Below are 21,021 nucleotides of genomic sequence, written 5' to 3' on the forward strand. Positions count from 1 at the left end.
GATATCTTTTTTGTTTATCAGGCTAAGGTGCTGAATTTTTTCGGCTTAGATCCGGCTTGTATATCATAAGATGCAATATTTTTATTTGATCATGATCTTAACTTTAAATGGATCTGATTGCATACGCAACCAGACCTAGACCAATGTGTAAGTGACCGAACACATGCTGTTCAAGATTCGCTTTATCCGTTAATCCTGTGCATCGATACTGACGCCGTTTAAATCGAGACTATCATCACCCATCAAGTACAGATAGGCGGGCATGATCGATTCGGATGTTGGTAAAGACAGTGGATCTTCTTCAGGATAGGCTTTGGCACGCATGGCAGTACGTGTTGCCCCCGGGTTAATGCAGTTAAAGCGAATATTCGGATAAGTATGTTCGCTGGCAAAAATTTTGCTGACAGCTTCAATGGCAACTTTTGAAACCGAATAAGCACCCCATAATGCGCGCGCTTCACGACCCACACCAGAGCTGGCAAACACTACCGATGCATTTTGCGATTTTTCAAGCAAGGGCAATAGTGCCTGCGTTAATACAAACGGTGCGCGCAGATTTACCGCCATGACATCATCCCATACGTCGGCAGGATAATGCGCCAGCGGAACACGTTCACCCAAGATGCCCGCATTGTGCAAAATACCGTCTAGGCGACCAAACTGGTCTTCAAGAGTATTAAACAGCAATTCGTAATCACGATCTGAAGCACTTGAAAGCTGTAACGGCAAAATGGCCGGTTGCGGTGCACCCAGACTCTCAATTTCATCATAAATGACTTCAAGTTTGTTTAGGGTACGGCCATGCAATACCACTGTAGCGCCGTGCAAGGCATAACTTAGTGCTGCTGCACGCCCAATGCCATCGCCAGCACCCGTGATTAAAATAATGCGGTCTTTGAGTAAATCAGTACGAGGTTGATATTCTGAATATTTCATTGTGGAACCTCCTTAAAATTGAGTGTTGTTATCAAGCATGCTGTTGCATCTGTTCAGCTGGATTTGATTTTAAACCCAGCTGCTGCAAAATTTTTGTTTCCAGTTCTGTAACTGTGTGCACAATCGCATCGGCTTGCCAGGCCGCCAGATCGTCTTTGTAGGCCAGCGGTAGGTAACCATAAGCGGCCAGAATCGTATACATGTTGGCTGCGCGTCCTGCATCGATATCACGCGGATGATCACCCACATAAATAATTTGCTCGGCTGGAACCTGAAGCTGCTCGGCCGCCAGAAACATGGGTTCTGGATCAGGTTTGGCATGTTTGACATCTTCTGGGCATACCAACACCGCACAGCGCTCGGTCAGATCAAGTCGCTTTAATAGCAATTCGGTCAGATAACGTGGTTTATTGGTGACAATACCCCACGGAATCTGCTGCGCCTCTAACTGTTCGAGTAAAGATGTCATCCCGCTAAACAGGTCGGTGTCTACGACAATATCTTGCTCATACAAATCGAGAAAGCGCTGACGATGCGCGAGAAAGGTCGCATCATCGACGGCCAGTTCTGGATAGACCAACTTCACCATGGCACGAGCGCCTTCAGACACTTGAGTGCGAATCAAGTCGGCATCGACTACATCACGCTGTTCTTCACGGCACATGGCCTGAATGATGCGAATAAAGTCAGCCGCTGTGTCAATCAGGGTACCATCAAGATCAAAAAGAACAGCGCTCATGATTATCCTTGTTTTACCGTATGAACCATGTAGTTAACATCGACATTTGGCGCGAGCCAGTAACGCTTGGTCAGCGGATTATAATGCAGACCGATCATATTTTTGAGCGTGAGCCCCGCATGGCGAATGTCTTGCGCCATTTCGGACGGTCGGATAAATTTGTGATAGTCATGCGTGCCCTTTGGCAGCAAACGCAAGATGTATTCGGCACCTAAAATGGCAAATACATAAGACTTTGGATTACGGTTAATGGTGGAGAAAAAGACATGTCCACCCGGTTTAACCAAAGCCTGACAAGCACGAATAATCGATGCAGGATCTGGTACGTGTTCCATCATTTCCATACAGGTCACGACATCGTACTGACCGGCTTGTTCTTTGGCCAAGTCTTCCACCAGTACCTGACGGTATTCGATGTTGCTGACGTTTTCTTGCTGGGCATGCAAACGACCCACATTCAGCGGCGCCTCACCCATATCGATCCCGAGTACGTCTGCACCACGGCGTGCCATGCTTTCGGCTAAAATACCGCCCCCACAACCGACATCGAGCACCTTTTTACCCGCCAAACCGCCTGCATGCTCGTCAATCCAGTTCAGACGCAATGGATTGATCTGATGCAATGGTCGAAATTCAGAATCCTGATCCCACCATTGGGCCGCAAGTGCTTCAAATTTTGCAATTTCTTGTGGATCAACATTCAACTGTGACATGCGGGTGACCTCAGATTAAAATGGATTGTCATGATTTTGATATATTGTTTAGTGTAGCGATAATTCTAGAAAAAGCGATAAATTCAGAAAAAATCTTCACACAACGAAACGAAAATTGAATATTTGTTTTATATTTAGCGCATACACTCAGCATAACGATTCAGAGGATAATACGGACAATGAAAAAATTTGTTTTGGGCGGACTTTCTGCTGCAATAATGGCCTTTTCGGGCACCACGATGGCAGCCGATTTTGTGGCAGGCAAGGACTACACCGTGATTGCAAACCCGGGTAAAGTCGCGGTACCGGGCAAAATTGAAGTACGTGAGTTTTTCTGGTACGGCTGTCCGCACTGTTATAAGCTTGAGCCATACATGCAAACATGGTTAAAGCAACTGCCAAAAGACGTGAATTTCTTGCGCACGCCGGCTGCCATGAATAAAGTCTGGGAGCAGGGTGCTCGTGCCTATTATGTGTCTGAAGCGCTGGGTGTACGTCAAAAAACGCATCTCCCGTTGTTCCATGCGATCCATGCCCAAAACCAGCAAATTTTTGATCAGGCATCTTTGGCCAAGTTTTATGTGAACTATGGCGTGCCAGAGCAAAAGTTCAACAGCATGTTTAACTCTTTCCCGATTACGGCCAAAATTGCTGAATCGAACAAACTGGCGCAGCAGTATCAATTAACGGGCGTGCCGGCTGTGGTGGTGAACGGCAAATACGTGGTACAGGGTGAAGATGGTAAAGTGGTTCAGGTGGTGAACTATCTGGTGCAAAAAGAGCGCGCTGCGAAAAAATAACCCACAAAATCGATACCAGCTCTAATAAAAAGGTTTCTGAACATCAGAAACCTTTTTTGTACATGCTGCTTTTGCAAGGTTAGGCATCTTTGGGTTCAATCTCGAATGCATCCAGATTGATCGACTGCGCAGGTAAAGAAAGCGCCTGATTGATATACAAGTTGATCAGTTTTTGTCGTGAGCCAATCGAACGCTGATAATAGCTCGAATTGAGCAACAGTGCCGCACCATACGTCAGTGACCAAATGTATGACAGGTAATCACGAATCGACATATCGTAATTGACCGATTTCAAATAGGCCTCGGTGATGTCCTTAATGGCCAGAATACGTGCCTGACGAATCTCGTAGAGCGCTTCGAATAGGTGATTCAGCTTCGATTCGGTCATGGTCAGATTTTCTTCAAGCTGATGCAGCAAGATGGTACGTGCAGGCGCCGTCAAATGGTGCAACATGTAGGTTGGTGCATATTCCTTGAAATCACGATTGTGCTGTTGGGAAATCTCCAGCAAACGCTTTTCATTTTGAATCACCAGCTCTAAAAGTAGTTCATTTTTACTTTTAAAATGTTTGTAGAGGGTGCCTTTGGCGATATCAAGCTCTGCCACCAGCTCGTCTAGGGTAATTTCCTGATTGTTTTCCAATAACAGCTTTTCGGCGACACTTAAGATGCGTTCTTTACGGATTAAAAATTGTTGATGGCGATCTGGATTCATGAGTATTCCTGTCACTGTTTTGATCACACGCCAGCATCCATTTGCTTTGGGCGAAATTATCTGTTGTCTTTGGTGATACCTCCCATCTATAGCATGTTGCATCACCTGTCATCAACAAAAAAAGCCACGCTATTCCCAGTTTGCAACGCCTCTGAACAATAAGCGCACTTGAGTTGTGGCATTTTCAACAAAGTTGTGTTGCTGATCAGACAACATAGGCTCTTGTAATTGACGTGGCAGGCTTAGCCATGTCATGGCCCAGGTAAAAGACATATTAATCAAAATATCGGAAAGCACTTTTAAATCTTGAGAATGCTGAATATGTTCAAACATCGGCAGTTTGCGCAGGTCGCTGGCCAGATCTTCAATCAAATCGTCGATTTCGCGTGCAATGGCCTGACGTACTGCCGCAGAGCCGCCCCAACGCTCAGCAATCATAAATTGCCATTCTAGAGGGCTGCGGTTGATGGCTTGAAAAAACAGCTCAATACTGGTTTGCGGATGTGAATTGGCTTGTTGCAGATAACTTTGACCGAGCTGATGAATCAGACTTTTAATATGAAGCGCAACTTGATCGACCAGTTCTTGTCCTAATGCATCCATATCTTGAAAATGCCGGTAAAACGCGGTGGGAACCAAACCGACCTCGCGGGCCACTTCGCGCAGACTGATACTGCTAAATGAACGACCCCCTGTACTCAGTTGTAACGCGGCATCGAGTAATGCCTGACGACTTTGCTGTTTACGTTCATCCCGGATCGACATGCCCATGACCTAATAAAAACCTGCCACGAGTCTATCAAAAAGCATCGGTATTTCAAAAAAGTAAAAATAAGCAATCAAAAAATCAGTGAACACCTGTTGACTGAAATAAAAAAAACGCCTATTGTGTACAAGTGTTCACTAAAAGCACATTTGTTCACTCATATAAATAGCCAGATACAAACGAGGAACGTATGAACATGTTAGCCCGCTACCAGCCGCAATGGATTCGTGAAGACTTTGTCGATTTTGTACTCGAACAGGTCAACCCAATGTGGTCGTGGAAGAAAGCCAAAGCACAGGTGGTTGCGGTTGAAGCCGTAGCGCCTGATTTTTATCAAGTGTCTTTATTACCGAATACTCATTTTAATACACAGCAGATCCGTGCCGGACAAAGCCTCTTGGTCACGCTGGTGCTTGAGGGTGTTCATCAGCAGCGCAGTTATTCGATTATGCGTAGCCACCCCAATGGTCAGATTGATTTAGGCGTTAAGGTACAAGGCAAGGTGTCTGGCGCAATGAGCCAGCTTAATGTGGGGCAGGTGATTGAGATTTCGCAGCCGCAAGGTGATTTTATTTTGGCGCCCGTAGCGAATCGTGTATTACTCATTGCCTCTGGCAGCGGCATTACGGCCATTTATGCCTTGCTACAACAAGCGCTTCGTCAGCAATCTGAGCAAATCGATGTGGTTTACTTCACTCGCGACGATGCCTTTCATGCCATGTTGCAGCAGGTGGCCGATCAGCACGAAACAGTCCGCTATCATCACATTAATACTGCACAGCAGCCACAGCATCTGAGTTTGGATTTTTTAAATCAACGCATATCCGATCTTGCACAGTGTCAGGTTTATGCCTGTGGTGCCTCGGCGATGATGCATGCAGCAGATGACATTTTTACCCAGTTAGGGTGCCGCGACAAATTGCATATGGAGTATTTCCAGACCCAAGTGGATGAGTCGCTTGAGGCACAGCCAGTGACTTTTATGCGCGCACAGCAGCAATTTGAGGCCCGAGGTAACTTGCTTGAAAGTGCCGAGCAGGCTGGACTACGCCCTGCGCATGGCTGTCGTATGGGAATTTGCAATACCTGCACATGCACCAAAGTCAGCGGAAGCACCAAAAATATACTGACCGGTGAAATTGATCATGGCAGCAATACCCAGATCAAACTTTGCGTTAGTCAGGCGGTCAGTCCTGTCGTGATTAACCTATAAAACGTTACAAGATCAGGATTCGGAGAAAAACAATGAATATGTCGGTTAAATTTCCTGAACACAGTAAATCGAGCTATTTAAGCCCTGAACAAATCGAGGCCTTTGGCCAAGAGATTGAAACGATTCGCCGTGAGGTGATGGATCACTTAGGCGAAGCCGATGCACTGTATATCTATAAAATTCGCAACTTTGTCCGCTACAGCGAAATTGCTTCACGTGGCATGCTGATGTTTGGCGGCTGGATTCCACCTGTATGGCTTCTTGGAACAGGGCTATTGGGTGTCTCTAAAATTGTAGAAAACATGGAACTCGGACACAACGTCATGCACGGTCAGTTTGACTGGCTCAATGATCCGAGTTTGAACGGCGCCAATTACGACTGGGACACCATTGCTACAGGCGACGACTGGAAACACACGCATAACTATGTGCACCACACTTACACCAATATCCTCGGTAAAGATCACGATGTCGGTTATGGCTTACTACGCGTGAGTGAGCAGCAAAAATGGGAACCGCGCTTTCTTTTTAATATCCCGATGGCAGCGCAGCTGATGCTGTTTTTTGAATGGTATGTCGGTGTACAAAATCTGCACCTGGAAGATGCCTTGGTGTATAAAACCAGAAGCTGGAAACAGGTCTGGCTGGACTCTGCCAAACTGCGCAAAAAAGTGGTGCGTCAGGTGGGCAAAGACTATGTATTTTTTCCACTCATTGCCGGCCCAAATGCGATTCCTGTCTTTATGGGCAATGCTGTCGCAAATGTGATTCGTAATTTATGGTCTTCTGCGGTGATTTTTAATGGTCACTTTACCGAAGATGCTGAAACCTTTGAAGAAGACCATACGGCTACCGAAACACGCGCGCAGTGGTACTTACGCCAAATTCGCGGATCGAGCAACTTTAGTGGTGCTGAATGGTTACACATTTTAAGCGGTAACTTGAGCCATCAGATTGAGCATCACTTGTTTCCAGACATGCCGGCCAACCGTTATGCCGAGGTTGCACCAAAAGTAAAAGCCTTATGCGAAGCGTATGGCGTACATTACAACGAAGCCAATTTTACCCAACAGTTTTGGAGTGTATGGGTTCGCCTTGCTAAATGTTCGTTACCCAATGATGTATCGATCAAAGTGATTGGACGCTGGCAGAAAATCAAACAGCGCTTGTTGGGTGGGTACACCTGAGTCAGTTGCTGTTTTGTACAGTTGTAAGAGGCGCTGAAAATTTGTCCAATCTTCAAAGTCAGGTTTGCTATACTATGCAGCAATTTGAATAGTGGCTATTAAGGATAAGTTATGCGTATTGACCAACGTGCTCTCGATCAATTACGTGATGTAAAAATTACGCGCAATTATACGCGTTATGCAGAAGGTTCCGTATTGGTTGAATTTGGTCATACCAAGGTCTTATGTACTGCCAGTATCGATCATTCCGTGCCGCGTTTTCTAAAAGGCCAAGGCCAGGGCTGGGTAACCGCCGAATACGGTATGTTGCCGCGCTCAACGCATACACGTAGTGACCGTGAAGCGGCGCGTGGCAAGCAAAGTGGACGTACACAGGAAATTCAACGTCTGATTGGTCGAAGCCTGCGTGCCATGGTCGATTTGAAAAAGCTGGGTGAAAATACCATCACTATCGACTGCGATGTGATCCAAGCTGACGGTGGAACGCGTACTGCTGCCATTACGGGTGCTGCTGTGGCGTTGGTCGATGCGATGAACGTGTTACTGGAAAAGAAAAAAATCAAGCATGATCCACTTAAAGGCTTAGTGGCTGCAATTTCTGTAGGCATGTATCAAGACGAAGTCTTGCTCGATTTGTGCTATGAAGAAGATTCAAACTGTCAGACTGATCTAAACGTCGTCATGACTCAGTCGGGCGAATTTATTGAAATTCAGGGTACAGCAGAAGACAAGCCGTTTACCCGTACACAAGCCGATGCCATGTTGGAAATGGCTGAAAAAGGAATTCAGCAGCTCATTAAAAAGCAGCAAGATGCACTAGGCTGGTAAAATAGTTTCAATAAAAAACGCATCTTAGGATGCGTTTTTTTATGTCTATTTACAATATGATGCAGATTAGGCGTCACTTTCTGGTCTAAAAAAATAGTGAAAACAGAAACTTCGTTACAAGATTTCAAATTGTTTCACAAAGCGTAACCTTTTGTATTGAAGCACCTACACTCTCTGCCCATCCTGATCATGCTTACTCATTAAAGTTGTTCAGCATTGAAATTGAGAAATAGGGGAGCCAACTATGCTACAAATATTTATTGTGATTTGTGCGGTGATTACGTTTACCGTGATGGCAGCCGATCCGCGCCCGAGCCAAGATCAGCAATCGGCTTCTGCATGGCAAAAACCGGATCAGTCGAAACCATCACAGGCCACTCAAAAAATTATTGAGCAGCCGAATAACTCAGCGCATGAAGATGCTTAAGCATTAAAACGCATCGATAAATCGATGGCAGTGACGTCTTTGGTTAAAACACCCATCGAAATATAGTCGACACCCGTTGTTGCCACTTCGCGCAAGTTATCTAGCGTAATATTACCTGAGGCTTCAAGTTTGCAGCGACCTGCTACATGCTTTACCGCATCAATCATTTGCTGTTGAGAAAAATTATCGAGCATTACAATATCGGCACCCGCCTCTAAGGCCTGTTCCAGCTCATTCCAAGTTTCTACTTCTACTTCGACAGGCTTGTTCGGTGCAATTTGACGCGCCTGCGCGATGGCCTGTGCAATTCCACCGGCTGCCATAATATGATTTTCTTTAATTAAAAAGGCATCGAATAAACCGAGGCGATGATTTTGTCCGCCACCAATTGCTACTGCATATTTTTGTGCGATACGTAAACCAGGTAGGGTTTTACGTGTATCAAGCAGTTTGGTGTGCAAGCCATCGAGTTGTTTCACATAAAATGCAGCTTTGGTCGCCACTGCCGATAAAGTTTGAATAAAATTCAATGCAGGGCGCTCGACCGTTAGAAGGCTACGTGCCGAACCTGCCAATTTTAAAAAAGCTTCACCCGCCTGAATGTGTTCACCTTCGGCTTTGAGCCACTCCACTTTGACTCGATGATCATAGTGTTGAATAAGCGCATCAACCCACGGACGACCGGCTAAGATCATGTTTTCACGTGTAATAATGGTCGCAGTTGCTTGTTCGTGTTCTGGGGTGAGCAATGCCGTAATATCGCCATCACCAATATCTTCGTGCAACGCCTGTTGGATATTGAGTTGAATCGATTGTTCAAGCAATGATTGTGGAATGCTCATAAGTACGTCCAAGATGTAACCCAGAAAATTGAGCGATATATTAGCATTGTCGTTTTAAAAAATAAGTATTCTTGGCACAATATTCCTAAAATGCAGATACCGCTCGGCAGTTTCAATCTGTCGATACGTGATGGATGATGTTGCGAATGCTATGGCGAAAAAAGAGAGTTGTTTCAGATGATGCCGCGTTTTGAAGTCAAAGATGGTCAGTTAATCGGGGCAAAGCAGTTGCCTTCGCCAAATTTTAATCAGCGTCCGCCACAGACCGAGATGTGTTTGCTGGTGATTCACAATATCAGTTTACCGCCTTCACAATTTGGTGGCGATTACATTCAGCAGTTTTTTCAAAACCAGTTAGACTGGTCGTTGCATCCTTATTTTAAAGAAATTGAAGGTATGTGCGTTTCGGCACATTTGCTGATTTTGCGTAGCGGTGAGGTGATTCAGTTTGTAAACTTTAACGATCGTGCATGGCATGCCGGTCGCTCACAGTATCTTGGTCAGGTCGAGTGTAACGATTATTCGATTGGCATTGAGCTGGAGGGCAGTGACGATCAGCCCTTTGAGCCAGAACAGTACGAAACACTGGCCGATGTCACATGTTGTTTGCAGCGTGCGTATCCTAAAATCCAGACACATATTGCGGGGCACTCCGATATCGCACCCGTCAGAAAAACCGATCCGGGGCCTTTTTTTAACTGGCCTCATTTTCGCGCAAAACTTCATGCAAAAAAAACTGCTGCTAGACATGATTTCGCAACGAAATAATATCCAAGTTTCATTACAATAACGACTTTGTGTTTAGGCGTGGGTAGAGGCGATGGCATTGTGGCGATCGACGTTTATTGTCAGTGCAATGACGATGTTATCTCGCATATTGGGTTTGGTCCGCGATATGGTCCTGCTCAATGTGTTTGGGGCAGGAAAAGATTTTGATACCTTTGTGGTGGCGTTTCGGATTCCAAACTTTTTTAGGCGCTTGTTTGCCGAGGGTGCATTTTCACAAGCCTTTATTCCTATTTTGACCGAATATAAAACGGGTCGTGCTCATGCTGAAGTACAAATTCTGATTAGTCGGGTGTTTGGTTGCCTGCTGATGGTGATGAGCTTACTTACCTTAGTGGCCATGATCATTGCACCGGTGATTATTTATGCCTATGCCCCCGGTTTTCACAATGATCCAGAAAAGTTTGATCTGGCTGTCGGAATGTTTCGTCTGACCATTCCTTACTTGATGTTTATGTCGCTGACTGCATTTGCCAGCAGTATTCTCAACAGTTATGGCTCGTTTGCTTCACCCGCTTTTTCTCCCGTTTTGCTTAACGTGGCCATGATTGCAGGGGCATGGTGGCTCACGCCGTATATGCAGCAGCCGATTATGTCGCTGGGCTGGGCCGTACTTGGGGCGGGTATTTTGCAGCTTGCGATCCAGATTCCAGAGCTTTGGCGTAAAAAACTCCTGATTCCACCAAAAATTGACTTCAAGCATGAAGGGGTCGAGCGCATCATGAAACTGATGTTACCGGCCTTGTTTGGTGTTTCGGTTACTCAGATTAACCTGTTGCTCAACACTATTTGGGCATCTTTTATGCAGGATGGTTCAGTTTCGTGGCTCTATAGTGCCGAGCGTATGACCGAGCTACCGCTCGGACTCATCGGTGTTGCCATTGGGACAGTGATTTTGCCTTCTTTATCTGCCCGTCATGCTGAGCAAAATCAGGAGAAGTTTCGCGGGATGCTGGACTGGGCTGCACGCGTGATTGTATTGGTGGGTTTACCTGCCAGTATTGCACTGTTTATGCTGTCGACACCGATTATTCAGGCGCTGTTTCAGCGCGGTGAGTTTACTTGGGAAGACACCAAAATGACAGCACTGGCCCTGCAATGCATGAGTGGTGGCGTGATTGCCTTTATGTTAATTAAGGTATTTGCACCGGGTTTTTACGCCCAGCAAGATACCAAAACTCCTGTTCGAGTGGGCTTGATTGCTGTTGCCACAAATGCGCTTTTAAACGTGATATTTATTGGGCTATTTAAGCTGATCGACTGGAAAGCCGAACATATGGCATTGGCGCTGGCCTCATCGGGTTCGGCTTTGGTGAATGCCGGAATGCTGTATTTTTATCTGCACAAGCGTAATATTTTCCGTTTTGGCGGACACTGGAAAAAACTCGCACTCCAGTATACTGTCGCTAATTTAGCCATGATTGGGGCGCTATGGGGCGCACTGCATTGGTACGATGGGCAGTCTTCTCAGCTGATGCGCATCATCGAAGTGATTGTTTTTTGTGTAGTGGGTGTGGCTGCCTATGCAATTGCACTGTTTGCAACGGGCTTCAGACCTCGCCACCTAAAGCATGAGACATAAAATAAAGCAGCGCGTGGCAATACATGAATTGCGCTTTATTTTGTGTCGCAAGACAAGCGAAGCGTTAAAAAAACCGCTGTGATGACAGCGGTTTTTTTAATTATTTGGCTGGTAATACTTCGAGTAATTCAATATCAAAAATCAGCGTACTGTTTGGCCCAATTGCATCACCACTGCCGACTTCGCCGTAGGCCAGTTTGGCAGGCACAAATAAACGTGCTTTTTCACCTTCTTTCATCAGTTGCAAGCCTTCTGTCCAGCCCGGAATCACTTGGCTGAGTTGAAACTCGACCGGATGATTACGCGCAATCGAACTATCGAATACGGTGCCATCGAGTAAGCGGCCTTCATAATTTACTTTTACTCGTGATGTGGCTTTAGGTGATTTACCTTTACCTGCACTCAAAACTTGATATTGAAGACCAGATTTAGTGGTGATCACACCTGATTTCTTCGCATTTTCTGCCAAGAATGCATCGCCACTTTTCAGATTTTGCTGAGCCAGTTGCTGATAAGCATACAGTTGTTTGGCTTCCATTTGCTTTTTATACTGACTAAGCACCTTGGCCATGTCTTCATCCGTCAAAGCGGCATCTTTGCCTTGTGCACCTTCTTTAAGGCCCTGCACAAAAGCTTCAATGTTGAGATCTTTTAGGGTATCGGCATTGGTACGACCCATCACGTATCCATAGCTATAGCCTAATTGATCTTTTTGCGGGCTATTCTTGGTAATTGCTGCAAAGCCTGAAACAGACAGACTGGTTAAAACCAAACCGAGCACAGTTTTTTTCATCATTTTTATCCAAATTATATGTCATATAAAAAACAAGGAGAGTACATGACTCTCCTTTGAGCGATTATTTTACTTCGAGAAGCTCAACATCAAAAATTAGGGTGCTGTTGGCCGGAATCATGCCTGGAACACCTTGTTCGCCATAACCGAGTTTTGCCGGAATATAAAAAGTCGCTTTGCCGCCTTCTTTGAGCAGTTGCAAACCTTCGGTCCAGCCCGGAATCACTTTATTGAGCGGGAATTCAACCGGCTCGCCGCGATCATACGAGCTATCGAAGACCTTACCATCGGTGAGCTGACCTTTGTAGTGAACTTTGACCACAGACGTGGCTGTTGGGCGTTTACCTGTACCCTCGGTAATAATTTTGTATTGCAAGCCTGATGCTGTGGTTTTAACGCCTTCTTTTTTGGCATTTTCGGCTAAGAAGTCATTGCTACTCGATTCAGACTTTTTGGCGTGCTCAAGCTCTTTTTGCTGCGCTTCTTGCTGATAAGCAGTATAGGCGGCTTGAAGCTGCTCTTGTGTGTAGGCTGCAGGTGTATGAGCATGGCCATCACGAATACCCTGTACAAATGCATTAACATCAAGCTCTGCAGGTGTTTGGTTGGCAACTTCATAACCGAGCGCATAGCTGATTTTTTGCACCGGAGACGCATTTTGGTCAGCCTTGCTGCCTACATTTGTTGCAGGATGCTGAGTCGCGTAATAAACAGGAATAAGTGCAGCACCGCCTAAAATGATAGCGACAGCAACGGGTAAGGCTTTACTCATACAATGTTCCAAAAAAGATGTTTATTTGATCATGTTAAAAATACATGTGATCTTAGCATGCATCTGTTTAGCATATAATGTTTGTAAAAAAAAACGAGTGGATTTTTATACTGTTTGCGTTGTTTAAACGAAAAAGCCGAATCAGATGATTCGGCTTTTTTGAGTTTATTAGATTAGATGATTAATCATCTTTTGCTGCAGCGTAGTTATAGGCATAGTTATATCCATAACCACCGCTCGACTTTTGAATGTCATTTAAGATAAAGCCATTCACTTTCACGCCTGCCTGTTCGAAGCGGCTTACGGTCAATTCAAGCTCTTTCATTTGTGTTTTATTATGACGCGCAGTAATCAGGTTTACCCCTGCATATTGCGAAATGATAATACTGTCAGTCACTGCAAGTACTGGCGGCGTATCAATCAAGACATGATCATAATGCTGCATGATTTCATCAAGAAAAGCTTTGAATTTAGCAGAACCGAGCATTTCAGACGGATTCGCAGGGCTTTTACCTCGGGTAATCATGTCTAAGCCAGTTACTTCAGAATGATGGATGATCGAATCGAAGCTCGCCTGATCACTTAAATATTCCGATAAGCCAGGTTTAATCTCGACATTGAAATATTTGTTTAGGTATCCACGACGTAAGTCTGCATCAATAAGAAGTACACGTTTATTACTTTGCGCCAAAATCGTGGCCAAGTTCACCGAAATAAACGACTTACCTACCTCAGGCGCTGGGCCTGCAATCATAATCAGATTGTTTTTTGCATTTGCCAAAGCAAAGTGAATGGCGGTACGCATACTACGCAAGCTTTCAATTGCAATATCGTCGCTATTTTTAATCGACAAAATTGGAATACTTTTATTCTTTTTAAGCAATTTGATTCGACTTTCCTGAATAGGCGAGCGTGGTACTGTAGCATACACTGGTAGGTCGAGTTCATTTTCGATTTGTGCAGAGTCTTTAATGCCTGTACGGAGCATTTTACGCATCAATGCAATCAGTACACCAATAAAACCTCCCACAAAAAGAGATAAAATTAACACAATTAATTTCTTAGGTTTAATTGGTTTCACAGGTTCGATTGCGGTATCGATCACTCGTACATTGCCAATCTCACCTGCATTCGCAACTTTAAGCTGCTGATAGTTATTGAGTAAATTGGTATAGAGTTCCGTATTGACCTTTACATCACGATAATATTGCAGATACTGGCGCTGTAACTCTGGTAGTCTTTTAATCGTGGCATTTAACTCGGCAGACTTTTTATTCACAGCATCGAGCTGAGCATTGATTTCAGCCATGAGTGGATGATCACTAGTATATTTTGCTGCGAGTTCGGCTTGTTTTTGTTTGAGCTCGATTTTTGTCGTTTCGAGTGCAATATTTTGCTTCAAGAACAGCTCAGATTCCTGTGTGACATCAACTGTATTGTATTGTTCACGAAATTTATTGAACTTAAGCTCAGACTCTTCAAGCTGCTTTTTAAGTTCTGGTAATTGTTTGTCTAGAAAGCTTAGCGTTTGCTGTGCTTCTAACGATTTACGCTCGATATTTTGCGCGTGATATACCGTTAAAATATTATTCAGTACTTGCGTAATATGTACAGGATCTTGGCCTTGGTAAGTGAGCCCCACCACACCAGTGAGTTTGCCTTTTTCGGCCACTGCGTAGTTTTGAGTGAGTTCTTTCACTGCTGTCGGGACAGATAAACGACGAAGTATAAAAGTACGATTAAAAGGTACTTGACTGTCGATTCGTACCTGCCATGTGCCTTTAGCATCTTTAAGAATATTCTCTTTGTTTAACGTGCCTTCAAAAACAGGCATATCCTTATAGCTCAAACTAAATTGCTGCGTTTGAGGTTTAAATTCTAAGTTTAAGGGTTTATCAAGATAGTACTCAGGTACATCTAAACGTTGAATAAAGAAAGCATGAGTTGGATCTTTATATTCTACGCCTTTGTGTGAGTAATCGATTTGAGTATTATCACGATTAAACAGTCGGTGAAGAAGTGTATCTTGGGTATCCGTTATTTGAATATTTAAATTTAAATTTTGAATAACATTACCAAGCACTAATCTGGACTTTAAAATTTCAATCTCAGCGTCTGCTGGGGATTTTTGACCTGCACCACCAGCGATGTTTCCAAGCTCACCTAAAAGTGCTTGAGATGCAGCGCTTTTACTGTCTTCAACTTGTATCATGGCATCTGTCGCATAAATACTTGGAGAAACCCGCAGATAAAGAAGGGCGCAAATAAGACAGAATAAGGTGCAGACGGCAATCAATTTCCATTGTGCAATTAAGGAGAAGAGCAACTCTTTTAAATCGATTGTGTCTTCATTGGTATTTGAATTTTGGCTCATAGTGTCGATGTTACTTCTTCAAATTATAGATGTGATGCCCAGTCCGCGACATACGACTGAATGTTGATACAAGTTTGGTCAAAAAAGGCCTGATCATGCTGATATGGGTCGGGTACATTTTGCCCCTGCCAATGACCTAATCGAAAGGTTTTACCTTTAGCAAATGGCCAAGTCTGCTCAATATGTTTTTGCTGATTATTGCTCATGACCAGCACAAGATCGGCTTTCTTGATCATCTCTGCATTCAACTTACGTGCCACATGGTTGCGTATATCAATATTTAAGGCATCCATACATTTAATGGCTTTATCATCTGCACTATGGCCAGTCAAACCAGAAATACCGGCCGATTCTATATGTAACTCAGGATGCTCTTGTTTTAGCAGATATTCGGCCATCGGGCTGCGGCAAATATTACCCACACAAATGACCAAAACATTTTGGATTTGCATTTTAGTTATTTCCAAGAATCTTAAATGAATAAATTGCGCTTGCGAATGGAACGATTTGCCCAATCACACGTTGCCAGCGAGTCAGGCCCGTTGCATCGATATACACAATATCATTTTTTTGCATCTGGAACTGATTGGCCAAAGCCAAGTTGCCGAGGTTAGACAAATCTAAATGATACAGCTTTGATGTACGATCTTGTAAGTTCGTACGCATCACGTAAATTCGGGCAGCACTAGCCGAATATGGGTTAATCCCTTCGCTTTCACCCAATACATCACTTAAAGTCATGCCCTGATCGCGTAAAGCAAGTGCTTGACTTTTATTCGACTCACCCATCACGTAAAGTTTCTGATTTTGTTTGGTATTTACAAAAATCGTATCGTTGGGTTGAATCAATAAATTGTGTAAAGAATAACCCTGTTTTTCTAGGCTTATTGCATTTAAATCGAAGGTTTTACCATTTCGAATGAGCTGAATAGAGGTATTGTCACCTGTTTCGGTATTTACGCCACCGGCCATACTGAGCGCCGTGTAAATACTAATCGGCTGGTCATTTAAGGTATATTGTCCGCTTTTCATGACTTGGCCATTTACAAAGTAACGGCTACCTTCATAAGAGAGTACACGAACCACGACATCCGGCGCTTTTAAGTACTGAGCAAATCTGGCGCGGAGGTGCTGAGTCAGCTCAGAAACACTTTTACCCTGTGCTTGTACTTTTCCAATTAAAGGTAAGTAGATATTCCCATTACTATCAATAGGGTAACCAATGCCTTTAATGTTATTTCCATCTTGAAGAGGAGGTGTAATTTCAGGATAGGCCCAAAGCTGTATAGATAAAACATCACCTGCTCTTAAGCGGTATAACTGGTGTGATGCTCTAAATAAAGCTGCAATATCCGATTGATAGCGAATATTTTCAGCGGGCTGTAGTTTAGGCAAATTGGTTTGGTTGAGCTGTACAATTGAAACCTGAGCGCCTTGATCGGTTACATAAGTGCCTTGTTCAGGTATGTCGTGTGTTTGCAAACCTGAAGTAACGGCACAACCTGATAAACCTATAAAACAGGACGATAAAAAAAGTAAAGTGCTTTTATACTTCACATTGAAACCCTTAGATTGTAAGCTTTAGCGTGATATTTTAAAATGTCGTTATAACGCGACATTCTAGACCATAATTTATGAGAGTTATAGCGTTTTCAACTTAAGTTTGTATGTTTAGCGAAAAAATGAGTCTGAACGAAAAAGCCTTCACACTATTGGCAAAATGATCTTCTCTCGTCATTTTTTACTTTTTTACAACGATAGTGCCCATGCTTGAGAAAATTGCTTTAAATGCTTGAAGTTTTCTATTTAAAAACCTTGAAATCGAAGCTATTATTTGCGGCTAAGTTAAATATGAATTTGAGTTGTAAATTAAATCTTTTAAAGAGATAAAGACCAGATAACGGTTTTTATCAAATATGTCATAAACATATTCTATTTTAAACATAGATAAAGACGATTTCTTCCATAAGATGAATCAACCAACTGATAGATCAAGCATTTAAGTCGTATTACAGGAAATATATGAAAATATTAATTACAGGTGGCGCGGGTTTTATTGGTTCAGCCGTTGTTCGTCATGTTATTGAAAATACAGAAAATGAAGTACTTAACGTAGATAAATTGACTTATGCAGGAAATTTAGAATCTTTAGCACGTATTGCTAAAAATCCGCGATACACATTTTCTCAAACTGACATCTGTGATCGCGCTGCTTTAGATAAATTATTTGAAAATTTTCAACCCGATGCCGTGATGCATTTAGCTGCTGAATCGCATGTCGACCGTTCAATTACTGGCCCTGCGGCGTTTATTGAAACCAATATTATTGGTACCTACCAACTACTTGAGGCAGCACGCCATTACTGGAATCAACTAGATCAAAATAAAAAACAAGCATTTCGATTTCATCATATTTCAACAGATGAAGTGTATGGCGATTTAGAAGGTACAGAAGATCTGTTTTTAGAAACAACACCTTATGCTCCAAGTTCACCTTACTCTGCCAGTAAAGCCAGTTCGGATCACTTGGTTAGAGCATGGTACCGTACGTACGGCTTACCAGTTGTACTCACCAATTGTTCAAACAACTATGGGCCGTTCCATTTCCCTGAAAAACTCATTCCGCTGGTGATTTTAAATGCACTGGCGGGTAAGCCACTACCTGTATATGGAAATGGTACACAAATTCGTGACTGGTTGTATGTAGAAGATCATGCCCGCGCACTTTATAAAGTAGTCACAGAAGCAGCAGTGGGTGAAACTTACAACATTGGCGGTCACAACGAGCAAAAAAATATTGATGTGGTCAAAGCAATTTGCGAACTTTTAGAAGAGCTTGCTCCAAACAAACCTGAAGGTTTAGCACGTTATCAGGACCTGATCACTTATGTGACAGATCGTCCGGGACATGATTTGCGCTATGCGATTGATGCAAGTAAAATCCAGCAAGATTTAGGCTGGGTGCCGCAAGAAAGCTTTGAGACAGGCCTTAGAAAAACAGTGCAGTGGTACTTAAACAATCAAGACTGGGTACAGCATATTCAAAGTGGTGAATATCAAAACTGGATTCAGCAACAGTATACAACCACCGAAAAGATGAATTAAGTTGCGTGAAACTATGAAAATACTGTTGCTTGGAAAAAATGGTCAAGTTGGGTGGGAGTTGCAACGCGCACTCCAACCGCTTGGCGAAGTGGTTGCACTTGATCGCAATAGGTCATCTGAGGGTTTCAGTGGCAATGTTGCAGACTTTGCTGCCATTTCTGATGTGTTTGATAAAATTAATCCAGATATCGTCGTGAATGCCACCGCATATACTGCAGTTGATAAAGCCGAATCTGATCAGCAACAGGCACAGCTTATCAATGCGCAAGCAGTGAAGCATTTGGCTAGTGAGTGCAAAAAGCATCATGCACTGTTGATTCATTACTCGACTGACTATGTTTTTAGTGGAGATGGTATTGCTCCATGGAATGAAGATGATCTAACCTCACCAGTGAATTACTATGGCCTCACCAAACGTGAAGGCGAGTTAGCACTTGAACAGAGCAATGTTCGGTTTTTAAACTTTCGTACCTGCTGGGTATATGCCGCACGAGGCAATAACTTTATAAAAACCATGCTCAAACTGGCTCAGGCCAAAGAAGAGCTGAGTATCATTCATGATCAGGTTGGGGTGCCTACAGGCGCAGCACTGATTGCTGATGTTACGGCTCAAGCGATTCGCTATTACACCTTACAATCTGAAACTGAAAAACAAAATCTGCATGGTCATTATCATTTGGCGCCAAAAGGTGAAACTACATGGCATGATTACGCTCAATTTGTTTTTGCACATGCACGACATACAGGGCAAGTTTTAGCTTTAAATAAAGTAAATCCAATTGAAACATCGGCATACCCAACACCGGCAAAACGCCCGCTGAATTCACGTTTAAACACCAACAAGCTAGAACAAAATTTTAAATTGCATCTTCCTCACTGGCAGCAAGGTGTAACACAAGTATTAGAGGAGCTTCTCCCATGACACAAACAAACCGTAAAGGGATTATTTTAGCGGGCGGCTCTGGCACACGCTTGTATCCAATTACCATGGGTACATCAAAACAGCTACTTCCAATTTATGACAAACCCATGATTTATTATCCACTGTCTGTGCTTATGCTGGCAGGGATTAGTGAAATTTTAATTATATCTACCCCAGAAGACTTACCAAACTTTGAAAAACTTTTAGGAACAGGTGAAGAGCTTGGAATCAAACTCTCTTACAAAGTTCAACCATCTCCTGATGGGCTTGCTCAAGCATTTATTTTGGGCGAAGAGTTTATTGGTCAAGATAATGTCACTCTAATTTTGGGTGACAATATTTTTTACGGTCAAAGTTTTGGGCAGCAGCTCAAGCGTGCAGCCGAGCAACAGACGGGTGCAACAGTATTTGGCTACTATGTGAGTGATCCAGAGCGTTTTGGTGTGGTCGATTTTGATGCATCGGGTAAAGCTTTAAGTATTGAAGAAAAACCAGAGCAGCCAAAATCGAATTATGCAGTGACGGGTTTATATTTTTACGACAATTCGGTGGTTGAGATTGCCAAAAATATTAAACCATCACATCGCGGGGAGCTTGAAATTACCGACGTAAATAATATTTATTTACAGCAACAAGCGCTAAATGTAGAAGTACTTGGCCGAGGTTTTGCATGGCTAGATACAGGTACACATGATTCACTGATTGAAGCGAGTCAGTTTGTACAAACCATTGAGCATCGTCAGGGTTTAAAAGTTGCCAGTTTAGAAGAGATTTCTTTTAACAATGGCTGGATCGATTTAAACCAACTTAAAGCACGTGGTGAATTTTTTAAGAAAACTGGATATGGTCAGTACTTGTTAAAATTGCATCAAGAACATTCAAAATAAATGTAATCAAGTCATTATCTAAATCAACATGATGCCTTGCATATAAACTACACTGGATATTGTCGTAATGAATATTATTGAAACTAAAATCAATGGTTTACTCATTTTAGAGCCGCGTGTATTTGGTGATGACCGTGGCTGGTTTATGGAAAGTTTTAACCAAAAAAACTTTGAGCAGGCGCTTACTGAGCGTGATTTAGATGTGCCACAATTTGTACAAGATAATCACTCGTTTTCACAAAAAGGCGTATTGCGCGGTTTGCATTATCAGCTTAATCCGCATGCGCAAGGTAAACTGGTACGTGTGGTACAGGGCCGAGCGTGGGATGTGGCAGTAGATATTCGTGAAAACTCACCAACATTTGGGGAGTGGGTAGGGCTTGAGCTTACAGGTGAAAACCACAAACAGTTTTGGATTCCTGCTGGTTTTGCACATGGATTCATAGCACTCGAAGATAATACTCAGTTTTTATATAAGACCACGAATTACTACTCTAAGGAATGTGAAAGAAGTATTGTATGGAATGATCCAGATCTTGCGATTGATTGGCCTGTTGAAGAAGGGACTGAATTAAAATTGACTGATAAAGATCGAACAGCATCAACTTTTATCAATGCTGATAAGTTTAAGTAG

At 43.3% G+C, this 21,021-nt stretch carries 22 protein-coding genes; 11 read left to right on the top strand and 11 right to left on the bottom strand.

The window, feature by feature from the left end; translation table 11 throughout:
• Nucleotides 1–189 precede the first annotated feature (189 nt).
• Genes ADA42_RS01215 through ubiG form a run of 3 tightly spaced genes read right to left on the bottom strand, consistent with a single transcriptional unit; the run spans nucleotide 190 to nucleotide 2,388 of the window.
• Entirely contained in the window at nucleotides 190–936 is a 747-nt protein-coding gene (locus ADA42_RS01215) for a YciK family oxidoreductase (RefSeq protein WP_004941833.1), read from the bottom strand.
• 31 nt (nucleotides 937–967) lie between these two features.
• A complete protein-coding gene (locus ADA42_RS01220) occupies nucleotides 968–1,678 on the bottom strand; it encodes an HAD family hydrolase (protein ID WP_171249901.1) in 711 nt (236 codons plus the stop codon).
• A complete protein-coding gene (gene ubiG / locus ADA42_RS01225) occupies nucleotides 1,678–2,388 on the bottom strand; it encodes a bifunctional 2-polyprenyl-6-hydroxyphenol methylase/3-demethylubiquinol 3-O-methyltransferase UbiG (RefSeq protein WP_004941828.1) in 711 nt (236 codons plus the stop codon). Before ubiG ends, ADA42_RS01220 begins: the two co-directional genes overlap by 1 nt.
• A 179-nt stretch (nucleotides 2,389–2,567) precedes the next feature.
• Between ubiG and ADA42_RS01230 the strand changes: the two genes are divergently transcribed.
• Nucleotides 2,568–3,188 carry a thiol:disulfide interchange protein DsbA/DsbL gene (locus ADA42_RS01230; protein ID WP_004941825.1) on the top strand — a complete coding sequence of 207 codons (621 nt, stop codon included), beginning with the start codon at nucleotides 2,568–2,570 and terminating at the stop codon, nucleotides 3,186–3,188.
• A gap of 79 nt (nucleotides 3,189–3,267) precedes the next feature.
• Here ADA42_RS01230 and ADA42_RS01235 read toward each other — a convergent pair whose 3' ends face one another.
• A complete protein-coding gene (locus ADA42_RS01235) occupies nucleotides 3,268–3,903 on the bottom strand; it encodes a TetR/AcrR family transcriptional regulator (protein ID WP_048763146.1) in 636 nt (211 codons plus the stop codon).
• Nucleotides 3,904–4,032: 129 nt separating this feature from the next.
• Nucleotides 4,033–4,668 carry a TetR family transcriptional regulator gene (locus ADA42_RS01240; protein ID WP_004941819.1) on the bottom strand — a complete coding sequence of 212 codons (636 nt, stop codon included), beginning with the start codon at nucleotides 4,666–4,668 and terminating at the stop codon, nucleotides 4,033–4,035.
• A 191-nt stretch (nucleotides 4,669–4,859) separates the two neighbouring features.
• On the opposite strand from ADA42_RS01240, the gene ADA42_RS01245 reads away from it, so the two are divergent.
• The 4 genes from ADA42_RS01245 (at nucleotide 4,860) to ADA42_RS01260 (ending at nucleotide 8,324) form a co-directional block, all read left to right on the top strand.
• Nucleotides 4,860–5,882 carry a flavin reductase family protein gene (locus ADA42_RS01245; RefSeq protein ID WP_048763148.1) on the top strand — a complete coding sequence of 341 codons (1,023 nt, stop codon included), beginning with the start codon at nucleotides 4,860–4,862 and terminating at the stop codon, nucleotides 5,880–5,882.
• 32 nt (nucleotides 5,883–5,914) lie between these two features.
• Nucleotides 5,915–7,069, top strand: coding sequence for a fatty acid desaturase family protein (locus ADA42_RS01250; protein WP_048763150.1), 1,155 nt, complete (start codon nucleotides 5,915–5,917; stop codon nucleotides 7,067–7,069).
• 111 nt (nucleotides 7,070–7,180) lie between these two features.
• A complete protein-coding gene (gene rph, locus ADA42_RS01255; RefSeq protein ID WP_004941812.1) occupies nucleotides 7,181–7,897 on the top strand; it encodes a ribonuclease PH in 717 nt (238 codons plus the stop codon).
• Nucleotides 7,898–8,141: 244 nt separating this feature from the next.
• Complete coding sequence (locus ADA42_RS01260) at nucleotides 8,142–8,324, top strand: hypothetical protein (protein ID WP_004941799.1); 183 nt, start codon at nucleotides 8,142–8,144, stop codon at nucleotides 8,322–8,324.
• Here the strand turns inward: ADA42_RS01260 and nadC are convergent.
• Nucleotides 8,321–9,166 carry a carboxylating nicotinate-nucleotide diphosphorylase gene (gene nadC / locus ADA42_RS01265; protein ID WP_048763152.1) on the bottom strand — a complete coding sequence of 282 codons (846 nt, stop codon included), beginning with the start codon at nucleotides 9,164–9,166 and terminating at the stop codon, nucleotides 8,321–8,323. The two genes, ADA42_RS01260 and nadC, sit on opposite strands and share 4 nt — an antisense overlap.
• 177 nt (nucleotides 9,167–9,343) lie before the next feature.
• On the opposite strand from nadC, the gene ampD reads away from it, so the two are divergent.
• On the top strand, nucleotides 9,344–9,934 hold the full coding sequence (gene ampD / locus ADA42_RS01270) for a 1,6-anhydro-N-acetylmuramyl-L-alanine amidase AmpD (protein ID WP_048763153.1): 591 nt from the start codon (nucleotides 9,344–9,346) through the stop codon (nucleotides 9,932–9,934).
• 52 nt (nucleotides 9,935–9,986) lie between these two features.
• A complete protein-coding gene (murJ, locus tag ADA42_RS01275; RefSeq protein ID WP_048763155.1) occupies nucleotides 9,987–11,534 on the top strand; it encodes a murein biosynthesis integral membrane protein MurJ in 1,548 nt (515 codons plus the stop codon).
• 100 nt (nucleotides 11,535–11,634) lie between these two features.
• On the opposite strand, the gene ADA42_RS01280 is transcribed toward murJ, so the two are convergent.
• The 5 genes from ADA42_RS01280 to ADA42_RS01300 form a co-directional block, all read right to left on the bottom strand.
• Complete coding sequence (locus ADA42_RS01280; protein ID WP_048763157.1) at nucleotides 11,635–12,327, bottom strand: FKBP-type peptidyl-prolyl cis-trans isomerase; 693 nt, start codon at nucleotides 12,325–12,327, stop codon at nucleotides 11,635–11,637.
• A gap of 64 nt (nucleotides 12,328–12,391) precedes the next feature.
• Nucleotides 12,392–13,099, bottom strand: a complete 708-nt coding sequence (locus ADA42_RS01285; protein WP_004941793.1) for an FKBP-type peptidyl-prolyl cis-trans isomerase — start codon at nucleotides 13,097–13,099, stop codon at nucleotides 12,392–12,394.
• Nucleotides 13,100–13,280: 181 nt separating this feature from the next.
• Nucleotides 13,281–15,473 (bottom strand): polysaccharide biosynthesis tyrosine autokinase, encoded by a 2,193-nt coding sequence (locus tag ADA42_RS01290; protein ID WP_048763160.1) that lies wholly within the window; start codon nucleotides 15,471–15,473, stop codon nucleotides 13,281–13,283.
• Nucleotides 15,474–15,496: 23 nt separating this feature from the next.
• Nucleotides 15,497–15,925 carry a low molecular weight protein-tyrosine-phosphatase gene (locus ADA42_RS01295; RefSeq protein WP_048763162.1) on the bottom strand — a complete coding sequence of 143 codons (429 nt, stop codon included), beginning with the start codon at nucleotides 15,923–15,925 and terminating at the stop codon, nucleotides 15,497–15,499.
• 1 nt (nucleotide 15,926) lies between these two features.
• Complete coding sequence (locus tag ADA42_RS01300; protein WP_048763164.1) at nucleotides 15,927–17,030, bottom strand: polysaccharide biosynthesis/export family protein; 1,104 nt, start codon at nucleotides 17,028–17,030, stop codon at nucleotides 15,927–15,929.
• A gap of 465 nt (nucleotides 17,031–17,495) precedes the next feature.
• On the opposite strand from ADA42_RS01300, the gene rfbB reads away from it, so the two are divergent.
• The 4 genes from rfbB (at nucleotide 17,496) to rfbC (ending at nucleotide 21,021) form a co-directional block, all read left to right on the top strand.
• Nucleotides 17,496–18,578, top strand: a complete 1,083-nt coding sequence (rfbB, locus tag ADA42_RS01305) for a dTDP-glucose 4,6-dehydratase (protein WP_048763165.1) — start codon at nucleotides 17,496–17,498, stop codon at nucleotides 18,576–18,578.
• Between the two features lie 13 nt (nucleotides 18,579–18,591).
• Nucleotides 18,592–19,500, top strand: coding sequence for a dTDP-4-dehydrorhamnose reductase (gene rfbD, locus ADA42_RS01310; protein WP_048763167.1), 909 nt, complete (start codon nucleotides 18,592–18,594; stop codon nucleotides 19,498–19,500).
• Complete coding sequence (rfbA, locus tag ADA42_RS01315) at nucleotides 19,497–20,387, top strand: glucose-1-phosphate thymidylyltransferase RfbA (protein WP_004941783.1); 891 nt, start codon at nucleotides 19,497–19,499, stop codon at nucleotides 20,385–20,387. The genes rfbD and rfbA overlap by 4 nt, the downstream gene beginning before the upstream one ends.
• Before the next feature lie 67 nt (nucleotides 20,388–20,454).
• Entirely contained in the window at nucleotides 20,455–21,021 is a 567-nt protein-coding gene (gene rfbC / locus ADA42_RS01320) for a dTDP-4-dehydrorhamnose 3,5-epimerase (RefSeq protein WP_048763168.1), read from the top strand.

It is taken from the genome of Acinetobacter sp. 243_ASPC (genome assembly GCF_001054715.1).
Taxonomy (GTDB): domain Bacteria; phylum Pseudomonadota; class Gammaproteobacteria; order Pseudomonadales; family Moraxellaceae; genus Acinetobacter; species Acinetobacter soli.